The sequence below is a fragment of the Rhodococcus sp. FW305-130 genome (assembly GCF_058788335.1).
Window position 1 is genome coordinate 101368 of sequence record NZ_JBYTAP010000011.1, and the last position, 18369, is coordinate 119736.

General features: G+C 61.7%; 20 protein-coding genes. 7 read left to right on the forward strand and 13 right to left on the reverse strand.

What is annotated here, in order from left to right:
* Window positions 1–39: 39 nt before the first annotated feature.
* Genes AC3WQS_RS28510 through AC3WQS_RS28530 form a run of 5 tightly spaced genes read right to left on the reverse strand, consistent with a single transcriptional unit; the run spans window position 40 to window position 4679 of the window.
* On the reverse strand, window positions 40–1074 hold the full coding sequence (locus tag AC3WQS_RS28510) for a phosphotransferase family protein (protein WP_492712589.1): 1035 nt from the start codon (window positions 1072–1074) through the stop codon (window positions 40–42).
* Window positions 1067–1849 carry an SDR family oxidoreductase gene (locus AC3WQS_RS28515; RefSeq protein ID WP_070384859.1) on the reverse strand — a complete coding sequence of 261 codons (783 nt, stop codon included), beginning with the start codon at window positions 1847–1849 and terminating at the stop codon, window positions 1067–1069. Before AC3WQS_RS28515 ends, AC3WQS_RS28510 begins: the two co-directional genes overlap by 8 nt.
* Before the next feature lies 1 nt (window position 1850).
* Window positions 1851–3071 (reverse strand): acyl-CoA dehydrogenase family protein, encoded by a 1221-nt coding sequence (locus AC3WQS_RS28520; RefSeq protein WP_019745701.1) that lies wholly within the window; start codon window positions 3069–3071, stop codon window positions 1851–1853.
* Window positions 3058–3861 carry an enoyl-CoA hydratase-related protein gene (locus tag AC3WQS_RS28525; RefSeq protein ID WP_408988585.1) on the reverse strand — a complete coding sequence of 268 codons (804 nt, stop codon included), beginning with the start codon at window positions 3859–3861 and terminating at the stop codon, window positions 3058–3060. The genes AC3WQS_RS28520 and AC3WQS_RS28525 overlap by 14 nt, the downstream gene beginning before the upstream one ends.
* Window positions 3858–4679 carry an SDR family oxidoreductase gene (locus AC3WQS_RS28530; protein ID WP_020909431.1) on the reverse strand — a complete coding sequence of 274 codons (822 nt, stop codon included), beginning with the start codon at window positions 4677–4679 and terminating at the stop codon, window positions 3858–3860. Before AC3WQS_RS28530 ends, AC3WQS_RS28525 begins: the two co-directional genes overlap by 4 nt.
* Before the next feature lie 158 nt (window positions 4680–4837).
* Here AC3WQS_RS28530 and AC3WQS_RS28535 point away from each other — a divergent pair, with 158 nt between their 5' ends.
* On the forward strand, window positions 4838–5314 hold the full coding sequence (locus AC3WQS_RS28535; protein WP_492712588.1) for a MaoC family dehydratase: 477 nt from the start codon (window positions 4838–4840) through the stop codon (window positions 5312–5314).
* 90 nt (window positions 5315–5404) lie between these two features.
* Here the strand turns inward: AC3WQS_RS28535 and AC3WQS_RS28540 are convergent, their stop codons facing one another.
* Window positions 5405–6118 carry a TetR/AcrR family transcriptional regulator gene (locus AC3WQS_RS28540; RefSeq protein ID WP_019745704.1) on the reverse strand — a complete coding sequence of 238 codons (714 nt, stop codon included), beginning with the start codon at window positions 6116–6118 and terminating at the stop codon, window positions 5405–5407.
* Between the two features lie 104 nt (window positions 6119–6222).
* Here AC3WQS_RS28540 and AC3WQS_RS28545 point away from each other — a divergent pair, with 104 nt between their 5' ends.
* Window positions 6223–7743, forward strand: a complete 1521-nt coding sequence (locus AC3WQS_RS28545) for an AMP-binding protein (RefSeq protein ID WP_256063919.1) — start codon at window positions 6223–6225, stop codon at window positions 7741–7743.
* 52 nt (window positions 7744–7795) lie between these two features.
* On the opposite strand, the gene AC3WQS_RS28550 is transcribed toward AC3WQS_RS28545, so the two are convergent.
* The 6 genes from AC3WQS_RS28550 to AC3WQS_RS28575 form a co-directional block, all read right to left on the reverse strand.
* Window positions 7796–8083, reverse strand: coding sequence for a putative quinol monooxygenase (locus AC3WQS_RS28550; protein ID WP_019745706.1), 288 nt, complete (start codon window positions 8081–8083; stop codon window positions 7796–7798).
* A 56-nt stretch (window positions 8084–8139) separates the two neighbouring features.
* The gene (locus AC3WQS_RS28555; RefSeq protein WP_030243853.1) at window positions 8140–8772 is read right to left on the reverse strand and encodes an HAD family hydrolase; all 633 of its coding nucleotides are present in this window, start codon (window positions 8770–8772) and stop codon (window positions 8140–8142) included.
* A gap of 38 nt (window positions 8773–8810) precedes the next feature.
* The gene (locus AC3WQS_RS28560) at window positions 8811–9485 is read right to left on the reverse strand and encodes a TetR/AcrR family transcriptional regulator (RefSeq protein WP_019745708.1); all 675 of its coding nucleotides are present in this window, start codon (window positions 9483–9485) and stop codon (window positions 8811–8813) included.
* 68 nt (window positions 9486–9553) lie between these two features.
* Entirely contained in the window at window positions 9554–10945 is a 1392-nt protein-coding gene (locus AC3WQS_RS28565) for an MFS transporter (protein ID WP_019745709.1), read from the reverse strand.
* Between the two features lie 250 nt (window positions 10946–11195).
* Window positions 11196–12851: an AMP-binding protein gene (locus AC3WQS_RS28570; RefSeq protein WP_492712587.1), complete on the reverse strand. Its 1656-nt coding sequence runs from the start codon at window positions 12849–12851 to the stop codon at window positions 11196–11198.
* A gap of 3 nt (window positions 12852–12854) precedes the next feature.
* Window positions 12855–13826 carry a phosphotriesterase family protein gene (locus AC3WQS_RS28575; protein WP_031333840.1) on the reverse strand — a complete coding sequence of 324 codons (972 nt, stop codon included), beginning with the start codon at window positions 13824–13826 and terminating at the stop codon, window positions 12855–12857.
* Window positions 13827–13984: 158 nt separating this feature from the next.
* On the opposite strand from AC3WQS_RS28575, the gene AC3WQS_RS28580 reads away from it, so the two are divergent.
* From AC3WQS_RS28580 to AC3WQS_RS28590, 3 genes are all read left to right on the forward strand, one after another.
* A complete protein-coding gene (locus AC3WQS_RS28580) occupies window positions 13985–14545 on the forward strand; it encodes a TetR/AcrR family transcriptional regulator (RefSeq protein ID WP_003943195.1) in 561 nt (186 codons plus the stop codon).
* Between the two features lie 101 nt (window positions 14546–14646).
* Entirely contained in the window at window positions 14647–15351 is a 705-nt protein-coding gene (locus tag AC3WQS_RS28585) for a FadR/GntR family transcriptional regulator (protein WP_019745713.1), read from the forward strand.
* Between the two features lie 15 nt (window positions 15352–15366).
* Window positions 15367–16173 (forward strand): ABC transporter ATP-binding protein, encoded by an 807-nt coding sequence (locus tag AC3WQS_RS28590; protein WP_020909438.1) that lies wholly within the window; start codon window positions 15367–15369, stop codon window positions 16171–16173.
* A gap of 12 nt (window positions 16174–16185) precedes the next feature.
* Here the strand turns inward: AC3WQS_RS28590 and soxR are convergent, their stop codons facing one another.
* Window positions 16186–16626, reverse strand: coding sequence for a redox-sensitive transcriptional activator SoxR (soxR, locus tag AC3WQS_RS28595; RefSeq protein WP_020909439.1), 441 nt, complete (start codon window positions 16624–16626; stop codon window positions 16186–16188).
* A gap of 62 nt (window positions 16627–16688) precedes the next feature.
* Here soxR and AC3WQS_RS28600 point away from each other — a divergent pair, with 62 nt between their 5' ends.
* Both AC3WQS_RS28600 and AC3WQS_RS28605 read left to right on the forward strand, forming a co-directional pair.
* Window positions 16689–18119 (forward strand): MFS transporter, encoded by a 1431-nt coding sequence (locus tag AC3WQS_RS28600; protein WP_492712586.1) that lies wholly within the window; start codon window positions 16689–16691, stop codon window positions 18117–18119.
* Window positions 18120–18151: 32 nt separating this feature from the next.
* Complete coding sequence (locus AC3WQS_RS28605) at window positions 18152–18364, forward strand: helix-hairpin-helix domain-containing protein (protein WP_020971089.1); 213 nt, start codon at window positions 18152–18154, stop codon at window positions 18362–18364.
* Window positions 18365–18369 lie beyond the last annotated feature (5 nt).

An 18369-nucleotide genomic window follows, 5' to 3' on the forward strand; every position in this document is an offset into this window, starting at 1 on the left:
CCATAATTTTCGTGATTCAACGGACACCGGACGATCTCGTCAGATCCCGGCCTGATCTGCAATTTCCCTGGCTTTGGCTACCAAGGCGTCAATACGTTCCACGGTGGGAGTTCCGCTCTCCGCGGCATTCTGCGGTTCGTCGCGGGCGCGACGCATCACGCCCTCGGCGATCACGGCGATCTTCCACAGCCCCAAGGTGTGCCAGAACTTCAGCGCAGCCGGATCCCGTCCGGTGGCCTCGAGATAGATCCGGGAGATCTCCTCTCGCGAAGGGAATCCCGGGAGCGCCGACGCCGGGAAATCGCCACCAGTGTCCTCCCTGGCCGCCGGCCAGTACGCCAACAAGCTTCCGACATCGGCCAACGGATCACCGAGTGTGCAGAGTTCCCAGTCGAGGGCCGCGACAACTTCGCCGTTCTCAGCGGAGGTGATCACGTTGCGTAGGTGAAAGTCGCCGTGCACCAACGTGGTTTCGGTGTGAGCCGGCTGAGCTGCAATGAGACGTCGGGTGAGATCGTCCAGGTCAGGACATTCCCGCGTCTTCGACTGTTCCCACTGTCCGCCCCAGCGCTTCAGCTGCCGTGCAGCGTAAGGCTTGTGGCTTGCCAGGTCGTCGAGACCGGCCTGCTCGAGGTCGACGGCGTGTATCTTCGCCAGCGTCTGAGCGAGCGAGATTCCGATTGCCCGGCGACGATCTTCCGACAACGCCTCCGCAAGAGGCATTCGGTCCACCACTTCGCCGTCCACGAATTCCATGAGGAGCAGCGGAACTTCGGTGACGGCTGGATCCTCGGTCAACCCGAATACTCGTGGCGAAGGCACGTCGGTGGATTCGAGAGCGCTCAGGATTCGAGCTTCGCGCGCCACGTCGTGAGCCGAGGCCAGCAGGTGCCCCAGCGGTGGGCGTCGTAGTACCCAGCGATTGCCGTCTTGATCGCGAACCAGGTACGTGAGATTCGACTGCCCCAGGCCGATTCGATCGAAGGACAACGGCCCGGTGAAGTCGATCCCCAGGCCTGCTATCCACCCGGTGACCGCTTCGGTATCGAGTCCCACTACTCCGACGCTAGCCACCGACGGACGCTCCCTGCCGGAACGGGAGTGCGTCACCCAACAACTGGCCACCGTCGATGGTCATGATCTCGCCGGTGATCCACTGGGCTGCATCCGAAACCAGGAAGGCGATGGCAGCGGCCACGTCCTCGGGTTCACCGATGCGTCCGAGAGCGGTCGACGCGGACACCGCTTCTTCATGTTCTTTCCACAGAGCTTCGGCGAGTTTGGTTCTCACCACTCCCGGAGCAACGGCGTTGACACGAATCTTCGGTGACAACTCGAGCGCCAACTGCTTGGTGATGTGGATCAGAGCAGCCTTCGACGCGTTGTACGTACCGATCCCGGCCTCGAACGCCATGCCGCCGATCGAGGCGGTGTTGACCACGGAACCACCGTGCTCGCCCATCCAGGCCCGCGCTGCCAGGCCGGTCCACAGGACTGGAGCCCACACGTTGACGTCGAAGGTCTTGGCGAAGCGCGAGTGATCCTGGTTGATGATCGGCCCGAACGACGGGTTGGTGCCCGCGTTGTTCACCAAGATGTCGAGACTGCCGAAACGCTCGATCGTCTGCTCGACGCACTTGTGTGCAGCATCCTCGTCCGTCGCGTGAGCGCCGACGCCGATCGCGTTGCCGTTCACCTGCGCGGCAGCCGCATCTGCGGATTCCTGTGAGCGCGAAGTCAGTACGACGTTTCCGCCCGCCGCCGCAATCGCCTGCGCGGTCGCGAGGCCGATGCCCCGCGATGCGCCTGTGACGATTGCCGTCTTACCGGTGAGATCCAGTCCTGCCATGTCAGTTCGCCTTGACTTCGCGGTACTTGCGCAGTTCCTGCTTGGCGATGGCGCGCTTGTGCACCTCGTCCGGGCCGTCAGCCAGGCGAAGGGTGCGCATGTGGGCGTAAGCCATCGCGAGCGGGAAGTCGTCCGTGACGCCGCCGCCGCCGTGAACCTGGATGGCGCGGTCGATGATCTTGAGCGCGATGTTCGGCGCTGCAACCTTGATGGCTGCGATCTCGGTGCGCGCTTCCTTGTTGCCCACCGTGTCCATCATGTGAGCGGCCTTGAGCGTGAGGAGTCGAACCATCTCGATGTCGATACGAGCCTCGGCGATCCAGTCCTGGATATTCGCGTTGTCACTGACAGGCTTTCCGAAGGTGATGCGGGTGGATGCGCGCTTGCACATCAGTTCCAGTGCGCGCTCGGCCATTCCGATTGCACGCATGCAGTGGTGGATGCGGCCGGGGCCGAGGCGGGCCTGGCTGATCGCGAATCCTTCGCCCTCGCCGGCGAGAATGTCCTTGGCCGGGACGCGCACGTCCTCGAAAGTGATCTCGCCGTGTCCTTCGCGGTCCTGGTAGCCGAAGACCGGCAGGTTGCGCAGGATCGTGACTCCGGGAGCATCGATCGGAACGACCATCATCGACTGCTGACGGTGGGTGGCGGCATTGAAGTCGGTCTTGCCCATGACGATCAGAACCTTGCAGTTCTGGTGCAAAGCGTTGGAAGCGAACCACTTACGGCCGTTCAGTACGTACTCGTCGCCGTCACGGTCCATACGAAGCTGGATGTTGGTGGCGTCGGAACTGGCAACCTCGGGCTCGGTCATCGCGAAAGCAGAACGGATTTCGCCTTCGAGAAGCGGCTTGAGGTACTTCTCCTTGTGCTCGTCGGTGCCGAAGAGCGTGAGCACCTCCATGTTTCCCGTGTCCGGAGCGGCGCAGTTGGTGGCCTCGGAAGCCAGGTGGCTGCGGCCCATGATCTCCGCGAGCGGTGCGTATTCCAGGTTGGTCAGGCCGGGGCCCCATTCGGGATGCGGGTGAAAGAGGTTCCACAGCCCGCGCGCCTTGGCTTCCTTCTTCAAGTCGTCGATGATCGGCGGCTGGAAGTGCGGGTTACCGGACTCACGCATCTGCTCTTCGTAGACCGCTTCGGCCGGGTAAACGTGCTTGTCCATGAAATCGAGCAGTTCGGCCTGGTACTTCTTGGTGCGATCCGAGAACTCAAACACTGACATGTGAACTCCTGACAGAGAGGGAAGGAAAATTGGGGGCTCGATGTTCGAGATGGCTGTTGACGCCCTCGACGACATCCGGGCCGTGAAATGCATTCAGCATCAGTGATTCCGCACGCCTGGCGGAATCGGTGAAGGTCGAGTGCGCGTCGGCACTCATCTGAGACTTGATGACGGAGAGGGACGTCGGCGAGCAGTTGGCTGCGATGTCCTCGGCGTAAGCAATCGCCGCATCCAGAACGTCACCGCCGCTGACCAGGTGGTCGATCAAACCGATACGGTACGCCTCGTCGGCATCCACCATCCGGCTGGAAAGCAGAAGATCGACTGCTCGGCTGTGACCGACCAAGCGGGGCAACATCCAGGAGATGCCGTACTCCGCAATCAGGCCTCGACGCGCGAAGGCGGTAGTGAATCGCGTTGCGCTCGAACCGAAACGAACGTCACAGTACAGAGCCTCGACCATTCCGAGCCCTGCGGCGACGCCGTTGACGGCAGCGATCAGCGGCTTGCGAACGGTGGTCGGGAAATCACGGTCCCGTGGTCGGACAAGATCACTTTCGGAGACGTCGCCGACGTTCTTCAAATTGCCGAGGTCAGCCCCCGAGCAGAATCCTCGACCGGAGCCGGTGACAACAATTGCTCGGACACTGGGATCTTCGTCTGCTGCGGCCAAAAGGTCGTAGTACTGATCTTCGAGCTCGTTGGTCCACGCGTTGAGAACGCGGGGCCGATTGAATGTCAGGACCAGCACCGCTCCTCTCTGCTCGGAGAGGACGAGTTGCTCGGTCATCGCGTTCCCGCGAGCAGCGACGCCTGGTACCGGCGCATCCCGCGCAGCCAACGGTCGTAGTCGGCGCCCTTCTGCCGGTACATGTCCAGAACGTTCTTGTGCGGAAGGATGAGGAATTCCTCGGCATCTACTGCGGCAAGAACGATTTCGGCGCATTCAGCAGGCTCGAGAACATTGCCTGCCGCAAGCACAGCCCCGGTTGCGGCCTTGCCGACCGGATCGCCGGAGTTCTCGCCTTCGTAGAGAAGCTTGGTGTTGACACCCATCGGACACAGGCAACTGACGCGAACGCCCTGATCTCCGTAGGTGATCGAGAGCCACTCGGCAAACGCGACCGCGGCATGTTTGGTCACCGAGTACGCGGCGGACCCGACCTGACTGAGCAAGCCGGCAGCAGAGGCAGTGCTGATGAAGTAGCCTTCCCCGCGCTCGGTCCAACCAGGGACGAGGAGCCTGGCGGCACGAATGTGGGCGCGAACGTTGACGTCGATCGTCGTGTCCCAGACGTCCTCACTGATGTCGAGGCCCATGCCTCCGGTGACGCCGGCATTGGCGAAGTAGAGGTCGACCGGGCCGAATTCCTTTTCCGCCTGCGCGATGAGGCCCGCAATGACCGTCTCGTCGGAGACGTCGCCACCCGCAGACACTGCTGCGCCGGGATGCTCCATGTTGATCGCCTCTGCCACTGCCGAAGCTGCCGCCCCGTCGAGGTCGGCTACTACGACGCGAGCGCCCTCTGCGGCCAGTCGCTGCGCCAACGCACCGCCGATCCCCCCGCCGCCACCGGTGACAATTGCTACCTTCTGGGCAACCTTCATGAGCGATTCCTCTCGCTTGCGTCATACCTACGCGCTGACAGTGATCCACGTCTCCCCTCATGTATAGTTGAATCCGGCGTCAGTTTCAACCGTCGAATCGCGACGGTCACCCGAACGGCCCGTTCCGTCCTCCTGAACTGCGAGTAAAGGGATCAACGATGACTGAAAACCAATTGCCCGTCCGCCCGTCCACCTTCGCCGAGCTCGAGAAGCTCATCGGCCAGGAACTTGGCCCGACGGAGTGGTACGACATCACCCAGGAGCGCATCAACGCGTTCGCCGAAGCCACAAACGATCATCAGTGGATTCACGTCGACCCGGAACGAGCCGCATCGAGCCCGCTCGGCAGCACCATCGCGCACGGACTCTTCAGCCTCTCGCTGGGCCCACAGTTCTCCTACCAACTCATCCACTTCGACGGCTTCGCCCACAGCCTCAATTACGGCTACGACAAGGTTCGCTTCCCCGCTCCCGTTCCCGTGGGATCCCGGGTCCGCATGCGTGCAACCGTCGTGTCCGCGGAGCAGTTGCCCGGCGGAATCCAGGTGAAGATGAGCCAGGTGGTTGAGCGCGAAGGTTCCGACAAGCCAGTCGTCGCGGCCGAATCCGTCGCTCGCGTCGTCGAGAAAAGCTGAACAGAGAAAAGCTGACTAGAGAAAAGCTGAAACAAGACTCGGCACGTCCCGGCCGCTCGAACGTCGATACGGCCGGGGCGACCTGCCGCTTCAGGATCGGTCAGGGAACTTCAGCGCGTTAGCCCACAGGTCTGTCACCGTGGCGACAATCTGATCGAACTCCGGCGAACGCCCGTCCACCTCACCCTCATGGAGGGTGAACAGACTGTAGGCGAGCCGACTCACCATGCCGGACAGAGCAATTGACGCTGTCATTGGATCCAGCGTCGTGTCCGCGATACCACGACTCTGCAGATCTGCAATCCCGCGGGCATTACGGCGTATGAACGCATTGGCACGCTCGCTGCGGAACTTTCGGAACTCCGGGTCGATGTGAGCAACCTGCTCCATCAGCCCCATCAATTTCGCATTGCGTTGATACGCAGCCAGATACGCTCGATTACTTGCCTCGAGCACGGCGTACGGATCGTCTGCGCCCGCCACGCGTCCCATGCCCGGGTGCATCATGTCGTCTCGCGCGACCTCGAGGACGGCGGCGAAGACCTCTTCCTTGTTCGCGAAGTAGGTGTAGAACGATCCCGTCGCGCAGCCGGCTTCTTTGGCGATGTCGATCAGACGGGCATCGAGATAGCCACTACGCTCGAATACCGTGCGGGCAGCGGCAATCAGCGCTGCGCGCGTGCGGGTTCCCCGCTCGGTGGTCGGCCGATCTCGGAGCAGCGCAGGCGGAGCCACCGGCAGGGCGGCAATTCGCGATTCGTCATCGAGCACGGTGCGCTCCCCATCCTTCCGAGCCAACATCATTTCGGGACAATCCCAGCAGACTCGATGTTGACGCCGGATTCAAGTGTACGCTCTGGTGAGACCCAGGACACACAATCGGTCGATTCCTCCCGAAAGGCAGAACCATGGTTAGCGTTCTCGACCCGGTGACCCGTCACGCGGAAGTCACTCCGGACAACATCGCAATTCGAAACAGCATTGCGATCCGCGGCACGGATGAACACTGGACTTACCGGCAGCTCCACGACGCGTCCCTGGCGTTCGCCGGCCGCATTCGCGATGCCGGGTTGAGCGTAGGCGATCGGGTTCTCCTAGCGGCACCGTCGGTAGCGGAATTCGTCGTGGCGTACATGGGAATTCAGGCCGCAGGTTGTGTCGTGGTGCCGATCAACACGATGTCGGCGCAACCCGAAGTCGAGTACGTTCTGGACGACGCGGAGATTTCCCTGGCCATCGCGTGGCATCAGCTCGGTCCCGCAGTCCAGGATGCAGGGAGTGCGCGCGGTGTCCCGGTGTGGACACTCACCGAAGAATCGGCGAAGGCTGATCATGCACCCGCAACTGTGGTCGACCGTGACGCAGCAGACACAACGGCGATTCTCTACACCTCCGGCACCACCGGACGCCCGAAGGGCGCTCAACTGACCGTCGGGAATTTGTTGTCCGCCGGTGAGATCGGCGCCGAGAGCAGCCGCGGAAACCCTTCGGACCGCACCGGAACCGGACTGCCGCTCTTCCATATCTTCGGCCAGGGTTCGGTCATGATGGCAACCTTCACCGGCGGCGGATCACTGTCCCTGCTCGCCCGGTTCGACCCCGCCGCCATGCTCGACCTGGTCCGCCGAGACAAGCTCACCATCATGGCCGGTGTCCCCACCATGTGGAATGCCATGCTCCACGCCGCCGCCGACGTGGACAGCTCCGACTTCGAACAACTCAGGATCGCAATCTCCGGTGGCGCATCACTTCCCGGTGAAGTCGCTCGCGCCTTCGAAGCACGGTTCAACTGCACGATCCTCGAGGGCTACGGCCTCACCGAGACGAGCGCGTTCGGGACTTTCAACAGCATCGACCGCGTCGCAAAGATCGGATACACCGGCCGCGCCGTACCGCGCACCGAGGTCGAGGTGCGTGATCACGACGGAAATGTCTGCGAGGCAGGCACAGTGGGCGAGGTGTTCATCAAAGGACCGACGGTCATGAAGGGTTACTGGAAGCGCCCTGAAGACACTGCCGCCGTTCTTTCCGACGACGGATGGTTCCGCACCGGAGACCTCGGTGAGACCGATCCCGACGGGGACCTTCGCATCGTCGACCGCGTGAAGGACCTCATCATCCGTGGTGGATACAACGTCTATCCGGGCGAGGTCGAAGAGGTGCTCTACCAGCACCCCGACATCATCGAAGCCGCAGTGATCGGCATACCCGACGACTACTACGGGGAGGAAGTTGCCGCAGTGGTGGCCGTGCGTCCAGGCTCCGACCTCGAAGCAGACGCCGTCACTTCGTGGGCTCGGGAACGTCTCTCCGCCTACAAGATTCCCCGAGTCGTCCAGTTCATCGATGCACTCCCGAAGGGTTCGACGGGAAAGATCCTCAAGCGATCGATCGACCGAACCGAACTCCTCGCCCAGAAGCAGAACTGAAAACACAGGTGAGCCCCGGCGAGATTTCGCCGGGGCTCACCTGTTCACTCGCTCAGAGAGCGTCGAAGTACTCGATCTGCGGGGCGCCGGCGAGGAAGGGTGCCATCGCCTTTCCTGCAGCCTGGAAATGCTCGGACGTTCCGTGAGCCTTGATGGCAGCACCGTCCTGATACAGCTCCATGAACTTGTAGGAATTGGCATCCGTTTTCGAGCGGATCAGTTGATACAGAACCGTTCCGGGCTCCTCCGTGCGCACCTTCTCCGCAAGTTCGGCGATTACGGCTTCGAACTGCTCGCCGCTTCCGTCCTTGACGGTGATATCCGCGATGACAGCAATCATTCGTTCCTCCAAAAGTGTTCCAGCAGTATTCGAGTGTTACCGAGAAACCTACAGTTTCACTGCGTGGGCAGTAGTCCGAACGTCGATGCCAGTTGCCTGCGAGTGCTTTCTGCGTCGGTGTGGAGAATGCCGGCGATCCCCAATCGTGCCGCACCGTCGAGATTCTGTTGCAGATCGTCGATCATCACGGCATCTTCGGGCGCGACGCCCAGGCGCTCACACGCGATGGTATAGATCTGACGGGAGGGCTTACGAATCCCGACTTCCGAGGAGATCACCACTTCGTCGGCCAGGTCCTCGAGGACAAATCCCGCATAACAATCACGCCCGAAAGCATTGGACACGAGCGCAACAGGGTGTCCCGCCGCCCGCACGTCTGCGAGCAGACGCACCATCTCCTCGTCTCGAATCAGCCCGGCTTGCATACGGTCGACCAATCCAGCACTGTCGACGACTGCGCCGTGCGCTCGTAGACGTTCTCCGAATCCGGCCTCGAAGGCCTCCTGGTCGATCTTTCCGGATTCGTGATCGGAGAGCAGCCTCTTCGAGACGTCGTCGCGGGAGAGCAGGGTCAACGGAAGCCGTGGGTCTCCCCCAAGCGAGGCCCCAAAATCTTCGAAGGCCTGAAGAACACTGGAGGTGAGAACTCCACCGAAATCGACGAGCACTGCCGTACGCGTAGGTGTCATTGCTCCATCAGACACCAAACATGAACCCGGCGTCAACATCAGTTTTGGCGCAGCGAGAATTGTAAAGTGTTGATCCACAACCGGTTGACCGTATCGAGCAGACCATCGAAGGTCACTCCGGCGGCGCCGTCCTCGCCGCCGCGGGATACGAAGTACCCGAACGCAAGTCGACTGATCATCCCGGAGAGTGCCCGAGACGTCAGTAACGGATCCAGGTTCGCGTCCGCCAGACCGGCTTTCTGCAGCTTCTCGATACTGCGCGCGTTGCGTCGAACAAACGCGTCAGCACGCTCGAGGCGGAGAACCCGGAACTCCGGATCGATACTTGCGACCTGCTCGAGCAGTCCCATCAGCTTCGCGTTGCGTCGGTACGCCTCGAGGTACGCGCGGTTGCTCGCCGCGATGACCTCAGCGGGATCCGCTCCTTTCGGAGTGTGCGGCATGCCCGGATGCATCATGTCTTCGCGCGCCAGCTCCATCACAGCCGCGAAGATCTCCTCCTTGCTTGCGAAGTAGGTGTAGAACGTACCGGCCGAGCACTGCGCCTCCACCGTGATGTCGATCAGACGCGAGTCCAGATAACCGGTCCGTTCGAAGACGGTGCGAGCCGCATCGATCAACGCTCGACGCGTACGCAAACCACGCTGAGTGGAGGGGAGTTCCCGTGACACTGTCGACGAAGCATCTTCGGAGCCTGTGCGTGCTGCAGCCATGCTCCAGTTATACGTCAGACGCCCGCTACCGGTGACCGATAGCGGGCGCCTGTTCGAGACCGAAGGTATTACCTGGCGTAGAGGTGCGCGCCGGGAATTGCGTTCGGATCGTCCCGAACTTCCTTCGGATTGGTCTCTTTCAGCACCCAAGCGCTGAAGAAGGTCACCAAGCCCATGAGTGCCACGAACACGGCAACCCATGTCGTGGTTCCGGTCTTCGCGATAAGTGCTGTCATGATGAACGGGGTGCCGCCGCTGACCGTGATCGCAGCCAACTGGTAGGCCAACGATGCTGCCGAGTAGCGCACGTTGGGTGCGAACAGTTCACCCATGTATGCCGCGATAGGCCCGTAGGTCATCGACTGGAACACGCTGCCGACCGTGACTGCGATGAAGAACAGCGGCAGGGACTTGGTGTTGATCAACCAGAAGTACGGGAATGCCCAGACCACGATCGCCGCGGCGCCGATCAGGATCATCGGACGACGACCGATCTTGTCGGACATCTTCCCGGACCACAGCACCACGCCGACTGTCAGCAACGCGCTCAGGAGCGAGATGATGAGCAGTGAGTTCCGCTTCAACCCCAGTTCGGTTGTGCCGTAGCTGAGTACGCCGGCGATGCTGATGTAGAACAGTGCATTGGTGGCGGCCAGAAGTCCGCAACCGAGCAGGATCTTGCGCCAGTGATCCTTGAGCGCCTGCGCCAGTGGAGCCTGAACGACGACATCCTTTTGGTTCTTCTTGGCGTCTTCCTGCAACTCGAGGAATTCCGGCGTGTCCTCGACCTTCGTCTGGATGTACAGAACCACGGGGAAGAGCAGCGCGCTGGCGAAGAACGGAACCCGCCAACCCCAGCTCAGGAATGCTTCGTTGGAAATGGTCGCGGTCGCGACGAGGAAGACCAGGTTGCCCAGCACTACACCGAACGAGACACCCATCTGACCGAAAGTGCCTGAGAATCCACGCTTCTTGGGACTCGCGGATTCGGTGAGGAGAAGGACGATTCCGCCCCACTGGCCACCGCAGGCGAGACCTTGGATGAATCGCAGTGTCACCAGAAGAATCGGAGCGACGACGCCGATTGCCGACGCACTCGGAATCGCGCCGATCAGGAATGTCGCGACAGCCATCAGCAACAGGCAGGTGACGACGGCGGGCTTGCGTCCGTACTTGTCGCCGAAGTGTCCGGCGACCAAACCGCCGATGGGGCGGGCAACGAAGCCGGCCCAGAACGTACTGAACGAGAGCAATGTGCCCATCAGTGCGGATGAATCGGGGAAGAACACATGCGGAAAGACCAGTGCCGCAGCCGTTCCGTACAAGAAGAAGTCGTACCACTCGATGGAACTGCCGAGCAGTCCCGCGCCGAGAAGTTTGCGGTGCGCTTTCTTCTTCTTCCGTTCCTGATCGGACAGGCCCCCTGCCTGCGTGTTCGAATCCACTGCCGATCTCGTCATGGGTTACTCCTCGATGGGTCGGACGCTCGTCGCGCCGGGAGTTGAGAAGTGAAACCGGGCCAGAAGTAGAAACTGACACCAACTTCAACTCTGTGGCGTTGCGATCAGTCTGCGATACAAAAAGAGTGATGTCAATCACTGAAATGCATTGCCGCATAAGGGACTAAATCCCCTATCGATGCTCGCCGATCACCACGACGAATGGCCGGCTCACCTTGTCGGCGGCCGGCAATTCGTTTGTCAGGCAGATCTAGTTCGGTACCCGCAGTTCACGACGAAGAATCTTGCCGCTCACTGTTTTCGGCAGGTCATTCATGACCTCGACGATGCGTGGATACTTGTATGCTGCAAGCCTTTCCTTGCAGAACTCGACCAGATCCTCGGTGGTCGCCTCGGCACCGTCCTTGAAAGACACGAAGGCCTTCACGGTTTCGCCGCGATACGGATCCATGACACCGACGACGGCAGCCTCTCGTACGGCAGGGTGTTCGTAGAGAACATCTTCCACTTCGCGTGGCCACACTTTGAAGCCCGAGGCATTTATCTGATCCTTCATCCGGTCGACGATGTAAAACCAACCGTCGCCGTCCATGAATCCGATGTCGCCGGTGTGAAAACGCCCGTCCGGCATCGCATGTGCGGTCTCGTCCGGCTTGTTCCAGTATCCGAGTGCAACCTGGGGACCGGAGACCACGATCTCGCCGTACTCCCCGATCTGTACCGGCCTGTCGTTCTCGTCCACCACCTCGGCGTACGTATTCGATACCGGAACGCCGACAGCAACGGCCCCCGACGCCGGATCTACCGGCGCTTCACGCGAATTCGGCACCACGATCGCCGGGCTGTTCGTCTCGGTCAGCCCGTAGCCGTTGTGAATGTAGTGACCGAACTTCGCCCGGAACGCTTCCAACGCCGCGTGCGGGATCGGCGCGCCACCTGAATACACCGACTCGAGAGAGCTCAACGATTCCTTCGAGACTGCGGCGCTGTCCGTCCACGCGATGAATACGGTGATCGCTCCGATGATCGCGGTAGCCCGATGCTCCGAAATCGACTCCGCTGCAACGATGGGATGGAATCGGCAGGTCAGAATCGTGGGCGCGCCGGCCAGGAGTGGAGCCGCGACGTGCCCGATCAACCCGGTGATATGGAACAGTGGCGCCACCGCGAACATCGCGCCGCCGGGGCGCAGCCCCAACCAGTCCCGATAGATCTGCGCTGCGAACACGACATTTGCGTGCGTGTTCATCGACCCCTTCGGCGGGCCGGTCGTCCCCGACGTATAAGGAAGGTAGGCAAGGTCTTCCGGGGACAGATCGACCTTCTCGGGCTTCTGTCCTCGATGAGCCTCGATCAGTTCCAATAGGTCCGGAAATCCATCATGACGAATCCTGGACGCCGAACCGAAGATCCGTTCATCGTCGCGCGACTGAAAATCCCGTTCCGACGTGGTGATGACCCGTCGTACTTCGGTGCCCTCGGACGCAGTCGCCACGGTCTCGGCCGAGGACTCGAGACAGATGACTGCTACCGCGCCGCTGTCCGCGAGTACGGTGGACAGCTCACGGTCCCGGTACATCGGATTGACCGGAACGACGACAGCGCCGAGTTTCCAGACTGCGACCGTCGCGATGACGAACTGCGGAACATTCTGCAGGACAAAGGAAACTCTGTCGCCGAACCCGATTCCGTCCACGGCGAGGGCCACCCCAAGCGCGTCCGACATCTCGTCGAGCTCGGCAAAGCTGACGGTCCTGTCGAAGTACCTGATGATCGGGGCGGTGCGATTGCGCTCCAGCGACGCACGGAACATCGCGAGGGCATTGACATGCTCGATGTCCACATTCGGCGGAGTGTCGGCGTCGTAATTGGCGAGCCATGGCTTGCTCTCGTACACGTTGGTCATAACTCAGCTCTCGAAGTACCGACGCGGATTATCCACCAGCATGGTGTTGATCTGATCCTCGGTGACGCCGCGCTCGAGCAGCGCGGGAACGACCTGATCGCTGATGTGGGTGAAGTTCCAGTTCGGTACTGCGGCCGCCTTGGCCTCACTCGAGAACCAGTCGATGAAGCACGAGGCATCATGTGCCAGAACCATTTTCTCGGCATAGCCACGGCGGGCCAGTTCCACGACAGTGTTCACCCGCTCCTTGAACGGGAGCAGAACATCGAGACCGAAACGGTCCATCCCGAGTAGCGAACCCGCATCGGCAAGTGCACACAGGTAGTCCAGGTCGGTCGAATCACCCGAGTGCCCGATGACGACCTTGCTCAGATCTGCACCTTCCTCGGCCAGAACCTTCTGCGCAACGAGGCCCGATTCCGTGTGCGGGTTCGTGTGAACCGTGATCGGTACCCCGGTTTCGACCTGCGCCTGACCGACCGCTCGCATCACACGCTCGACACCGGGAGTCAGACCAGGTTCTTCGATGGCGCACTTGAGGAATGACGCGCGGATGTCTGTGCCGGCAATGCCGTCCTTGATGTCCTTCACAAATAGATCAACCATCGGCTCGCGCACGTCGAACAGCAAACCTGGACCGGTGTAATGGAATTGGAACGGAATGTCGTTGTACGTGTAGACGCCGGTGGCGACGATGATGTTGAGATCGACCTGCTCGTTGATCCGCGCAATACGCGGGATGTAGCGACCGAGTCCGATGACCGTGGGATCGACGATCGTGCTGATCCCTCGCGACTTCAGTTCGGACAGCTTGGTCACCGCATCGGCTACTCGAGCCTCCTCGTCCCAAGGCTCCGGGTAGTCGGGATAGTTCTGACGCATCTCCTCCCCCAGAACGAAGACATGCTCGTGCATCAACACCTTTCCCAGATCGGCTGTGTCCACCGGCCCACGAACGGTTTGTACTGAACTCATCGATCGAACCCCTGACTGTGATCGCCATCACTAACATGAGACAATGAGCTAGTGTGTCTCACGTCGCTTGGTTCGTCAATAGGCTCGAGCCACCCGAAGCCCACCTCTGTTCGACCGCCGAAATTGTGCAGTACCGGACAACCGGAGAGAATGTCCCGATGCCTACCGACCTCGAACGCCGACGCGCGATCGACACCGCCGCGAGCATGTACCTCGCGGAGGAACCACTCGACATGTCACTGCTCGCCGAACGTCTCGGAGTAGGCCGCGCGACGCTCTACCGCTGGGTCGGCAATCGCGACGAACTGCTCGGAACAGTGCTGGCCGAGGCCACCGAACGGACATACCGGAAGGCGATGTCACAGGCGTCGGGGCAAGGTCCGGAGTACATCCTCGACGTCTTCGGACGCGTCATGCGGTCGGTGGAATCGTCGACCGAACTGCGAGCGCTGACCAAACGCGAACCGATGGTGTTCATCAAACTCGCGATGATGCCCGGCTCCATCGAATCGATCTCCGCCTCCATCACCGCCGAAATCTTGCAGTCCCAGGTCGACGCCGGCCAACTGACGATCACGCTCTCGCCGCAAGTGCTGGGCGAAGCTCTCGTTCGCATCTGCGACGTACACCTCTACGCCCCTCTACTCGGGCGGGAAAAGGCGGAGATCGAGACGGCCCTCGACCTGATCGCACTGCTCCTCGGCGTCACCCGTAACTGACGGTATCGACTGCGTGAGCACTGCTCCGACACACGGCCCACCCGAGTCCTCAGACGTCTGATGAGTTGTTACGCTGTCGGTACCCCCACGAGAGGCAAGCCGTGTCCGACGACCACACAGGATTCACACTTCGCAGTGGTCCGCTGGTGCCGCAACTCGAACAGTTGCTTCGCGGGCGAATCAGGCAAGGAACGTGGGCGCCGTCCGAGCGCATACCGAGCGAGGCGGCCCTTGCCGTCGAACTCGGCGTCGGGCGTTCCTCGATTCGCGAGGCAATCCGCCTCCTCGCTCGCGACGGGCTACTCGAAGTCCGACACGGCGTCGGCACCTTCGTGGCTGCCGCGTCCGAACTCGAGCACGTCGACGAATTCACCAAACTGCTTCGACGCTCACGCATCCTGGAGGTCTTCGAAGTCCGTCGCGCACTCGAGATCGAGGCCGCCAGACTGGCCGCGGAGCGGGTACAACCCGAGGACCTCGACGGCCTGCGGCGGCGACTGACCATGCGACACAGTCATTTCGAGGGTGACGTTGAAAAGTTCGTCGACGTCGACCTCGACTTCCACACCGAAGTCGTTCGGTTGTCCGGAAACGCGGTTCTACTCTCGCTGTTCACGTCGGTGCGTCCACTCCTTCGTGAATCCCTCGTCGAGATGATGGCCCACGAGGCCGGCGTCCCCGACACCTCACATGCCCATGATCAGTTGGTCGAGGCCCTTCAAGACGCCGACCCAGAAGCCGCGGTAGCGGCAACCCGAGCAAATATCGACACCGTCTTACGGCGGTTGCGTGTGCTCGACGCCTAAGAGAGGTTAGTTCTCGTGCAACACCCCAATGGCACAGTACTGTCGACCGAACACGTGGATCTCGTCCGCGACGGCCGATACTTGTTGAAAGACATCAACATTTCGATCGAACCCGGGCAACACTGGGTACTCCTCGGCGCGAACGGTGCAGGCAAGAGCACCCTACTGAGCCTTCTCGGAGCAACCGCCCACCCGACTCGCGGTTCCGTCTACGTCCTCGGGCACAAGCTGGGCCGAGTCGACATGAGGGAACTGCGGATGGACATCGGGCACGTGAACCCGCGTCACACGATCGGAATTCCGATCACCGTCCGCAACGTCGTGATCACCGGCCTCACCAACACCACCGAGGTAATGCCGCGGTGGTCACCGACGCCGGAGCAAGAGGCTCATGCCGACGCACTGATCGATCTACTCGGGATGAGTCCGCGTTCGGACGCACTGTGGCCCAACTTGTCCCAGGGCGAACGGGGGCGAGCCCTGATCGCCCGTGCACTCATGGTGGAACCACGCCTGCTCCTGCTCGACGAACCGGCGACCGGGCTCGATCTTGCTGCGCGCGAACAGCTCTTGACGGCTCTGGACGATCTCCGCAATCAGAACCCGTCACTTGCCAGCATCCTCGTGACGCATCACATCGAAGAGATTCCGAGCACCACCACACATGCTCTCCTGATCAAGGACGGCGTCGTGACCGCCAGCGGCCTCGCCGAGAATGTGATCACCACCCAGAACATCAGCGAGTGCTTCTCGCATCCCATCGAGATCGAGCGTCGTGGTGGTCGGTGGAATGCTCAGTCGCGGCCACGCGAAAGAGTTTGACCGACAGTAGTTTCAGAGACGTCTGGCGCCGGGTCCCTCCCGGCCCAGTTCGTCTCCAGGGTTGAGCAGGTTGCATGTCTTGAGTGACAGACACCCACAGCCGATACAGCCCGTCAGTTCGTCCTGCATCCGGCTGATGGCCTGCTTGCGATCCTCGAGGCGCTGATTCCACTCCGTCGAAATCTTGCGCCAGTCCTTCTTCGTCGGAGTTCGCCCCTGCGGCAACGACCCGAATACTTCGGCAACTTCGGCCAGAGGTATCCCGAACCTGACTGCCAACTGGATGAGCGACACCCGCCGGATCGAGTGGCGCGGGAACTTCCTCATATTTCCTGCCGTCCGCTCTGCAGGAACCAGACCGAGTGTTTCGTAGTAGCGCACCGCCGACACGGCGACGCCGGTGCGCGCCGATACCTCACCGATCGAGAGAAGTTCGTCACTCTTACGGATCATTCTGCCTCCCAATGGCTGCGCGACATTGACCTGAAGCGCACTTGAGATTCTACCTTCACACCATGCACTCCCCCACCGATGCTCCCGCCGGAACCTGGCGGCAGCTCCTGAGCGGTCGATACCTCGGCACCGCTACCGTCCTCGCAGGCGGCGTCGCGCTGTACGCGACCAACGTCTACCTGACGACCAGCCTGCTTCCGACTGCCATCGACGACATCGGCGGTCAGCAGTACTACGCCTGGACCGCGACGGTCTTCCTCATCGCTTCCGTCATCTCCTCGATGTTGGTCACCAACGTCCTCGCCGCCAGGGGACCGCGCGGGGCCTACCTGATCGGCCTCGCGATCTTCGCGCTCGGCACCGTCGTCTGTGCGGTCAGCCCGACCATGGAATTGCTGTTGGTCGGCCGCACGATCCAGGGTTCGGGAGGTGGCCTGCTGGCTGGTCTCGGTTACGCCGTCATCAATGCCGCGCTCCCCAGACATCTGTGGACCCGCGGGGCCGCGCTGGTTTCGGCAATGTGGGGAGTCGGCACCTTCGCCGGCCCCGCAATCGGCGGCGTCTTTGCTCAATTCGGAGCCTGGCGATGGGCTTTCGGCGTTCTGGTTATCGCGACGATCGCAGTCGCAGCTCTCGTCCCCGGCGCGCTACCGGCACATGAACCGGGCAGCACCACCAGTAGCCCGGTGCCGGTCCTCTCACTGGCATTGCTGACTGCGGCAGCTTTGCTGGTCAGCGTTGCCGGAATTCTGTCCAACCTCGCAGTGACCGCAGCAATGGTTCTCGCCGCTGTGCTGCTACTGATCGCCTTTGTCGCCGCTGACCGTCGCTCGCGCCACGGCGTACTACCGCCGTCGACGTTCAACGCGTCGTCGCCCAAATGGGTGTACCTGACCATCGTCGTCCTCGCTGTTGCGTCGACCGTCGAGACGTTCATTCCACTCTTCGGCCAACGACTTGCCGGACTGGCACCGCTCGCGGCCGGATTCCTCGGGGCCGCACTCGCTCTCGGCTGGACTCTCGGCGAAATCCCGAGCGCCTCGGCGACTACCCCTCGTATCGTGCGACGAATCGTTGTCAGCGGGCCGATCCTCGTCGCGATCGGGTTGGGCATCATGGCAGCATTTCTCACCGAACACGCCGGCGCCGGTGCGATGGTCGCGTGGGTGATCGGACTGCTGGTCGCCGGCGTCGGAATCGGCATCGCCTGGCCCCATCTTGCAGTCGGTGCGATGACCTCGGTTACCGATCCCGGAGAAGGTGCGTGTGCCTCCGCTGCCATCAACACCGTTCAGCTGATCGCCAATGCCTTCGGCGCAGCCCTGGCCGGAGTGCTGGTGAACATCGGCGAACCGTCGACGCTTCGTTCTGCGCAATTGCTTCTCTTCACCTTCGCCGCTATCGCGATCATCGGCATTGCCGTGGCAGCTCGCGCACTTCCGCGAACGCCCGACAAAATCGACAGCCCCGAAATCGTTCACGACGCTCGCTAAACTGTGGAAAACCCACACGGAGGAGTTGGCCAGTGACAGAACCGGATCCGGGCACAGTGGAAACCGACTTCCCGAAAACGGGAGCTCCCGCACAGCGCGCGCTGATCGGAGCGGGCTACACCCATCTCGCGCAATTGACGTCCGTGTCCGAGAAGGAACTCGGCGCTCTGCACGGGATGGGACCGAAGGCTCTGAGGATTCTGCGTGAAGCACTCGCCGAACGCGGCCTGAGCTTCGCCGACTGAGCTCT

Coding starts and splice junctions, on each gene's coding strand:
- AC3WQS_RS28555 (WP_030243853.1), bottom strand. CDS start 8,772: ATGACACCTACGCGTACGGCAGTGCTCGTCGATTTCGGTGGAGTTCTC.
- AC3WQS_RS28530 (WP_020909431.1), bottom strand. CDS start 4,679: ATGAAGGTTGCCCAGAAGGTAGCAATTGTCACCGGTGGCGGCGGGGGG.
- AC3WQS_RS28565 (WP_019745709.1), bottom strand. CDS start 10,945: ATGACGAGATCGGCAGTGGATTCGAACACGCAGGCAGGGGGCCTGTCC.
- AC3WQS_RS28550 (WP_019745706.1), bottom strand. CDS start 8,083: ATGATTGCTGTCATCGCGGATATCACCGTCAAGGACGGAAGCGGCGAG.
- soxR (WP_020909439.1), bottom strand. CDS start 16,626: ATGATCCGTAAGAGTGACGAACTTCTCTCGATCGGTGAGGTATCGGCG.
- AC3WQS_RS28600 (WP_492712586.1), top strand. CDS start 16,689: ATGCACTCCCCCACCGATGCTCCCGCCGGAACCTGGCGGCAGCTCCTG.
- AC3WQS_RS28545 (WP_256063919.1), top strand. CDS start 6,223: ATGGTTAGCGTTCTCGACCCGGTGACCCGTCACGCGGAAGTCACTCCG.
- AC3WQS_RS28535 (WP_492712588.1), top strand. CDS start 4,838: ATGACTGAAAACCAATTGCCCGTCCGCCCGTCCACCTTCGCCGAGCTC.
- AC3WQS_RS28580 (WP_003943195.1), top strand. CDS start 13,985: ATGCCTACCGACCTCGAACGCCGACGCGCGATCGACACCGCCGCGAGC.
- AC3WQS_RS28575 (WP_031333840.1), bottom strand. CDS start 13,826: ATGAGTTCAGTACAAACCGTTCGTGGGCCGGTGGACACAGCCGATCTG.
- AC3WQS_RS28570 (WP_492712587.1), bottom strand. CDS start 12,851: ATGACCAACGTGTACGAGAGCAAGCCATGGCTCGCCAATTACGACGCC.
- AC3WQS_RS28525 (WP_408988585.1), bottom strand. CDS start 3,861: ATGACCGAGCAACTCGTCCTCTCCGAGCAGAGAGGAGCGGTGCTGGTC.
- AC3WQS_RS28540 (WP_019745704.1), bottom strand. CDS start 6,118: ATGATGTTGGCTCGGAAGGATGGGGAGCGCACCGTGCTCGATGACGAA.
- AC3WQS_RS28560 (WP_019745708.1), bottom strand. CDS start 9,485: ATGGCTGCAGCACGCACAGGCTCCGAAGATGCTTCGTCGACAGTGTCA.
- AC3WQS_RS28515 (WP_070384859.1), bottom strand. CDS start 1,849: ATGGCAGGACTGGATCTCACCGGTAAGACGGCAATCGTCACAGGCGCA.
- AC3WQS_RS28520 (WP_019745701.1), bottom strand. CDS start 3,071: ATGTCAGTGTTTGAGTTCTCGGATCGCACCAAGAAGTACCAGGCCGAA.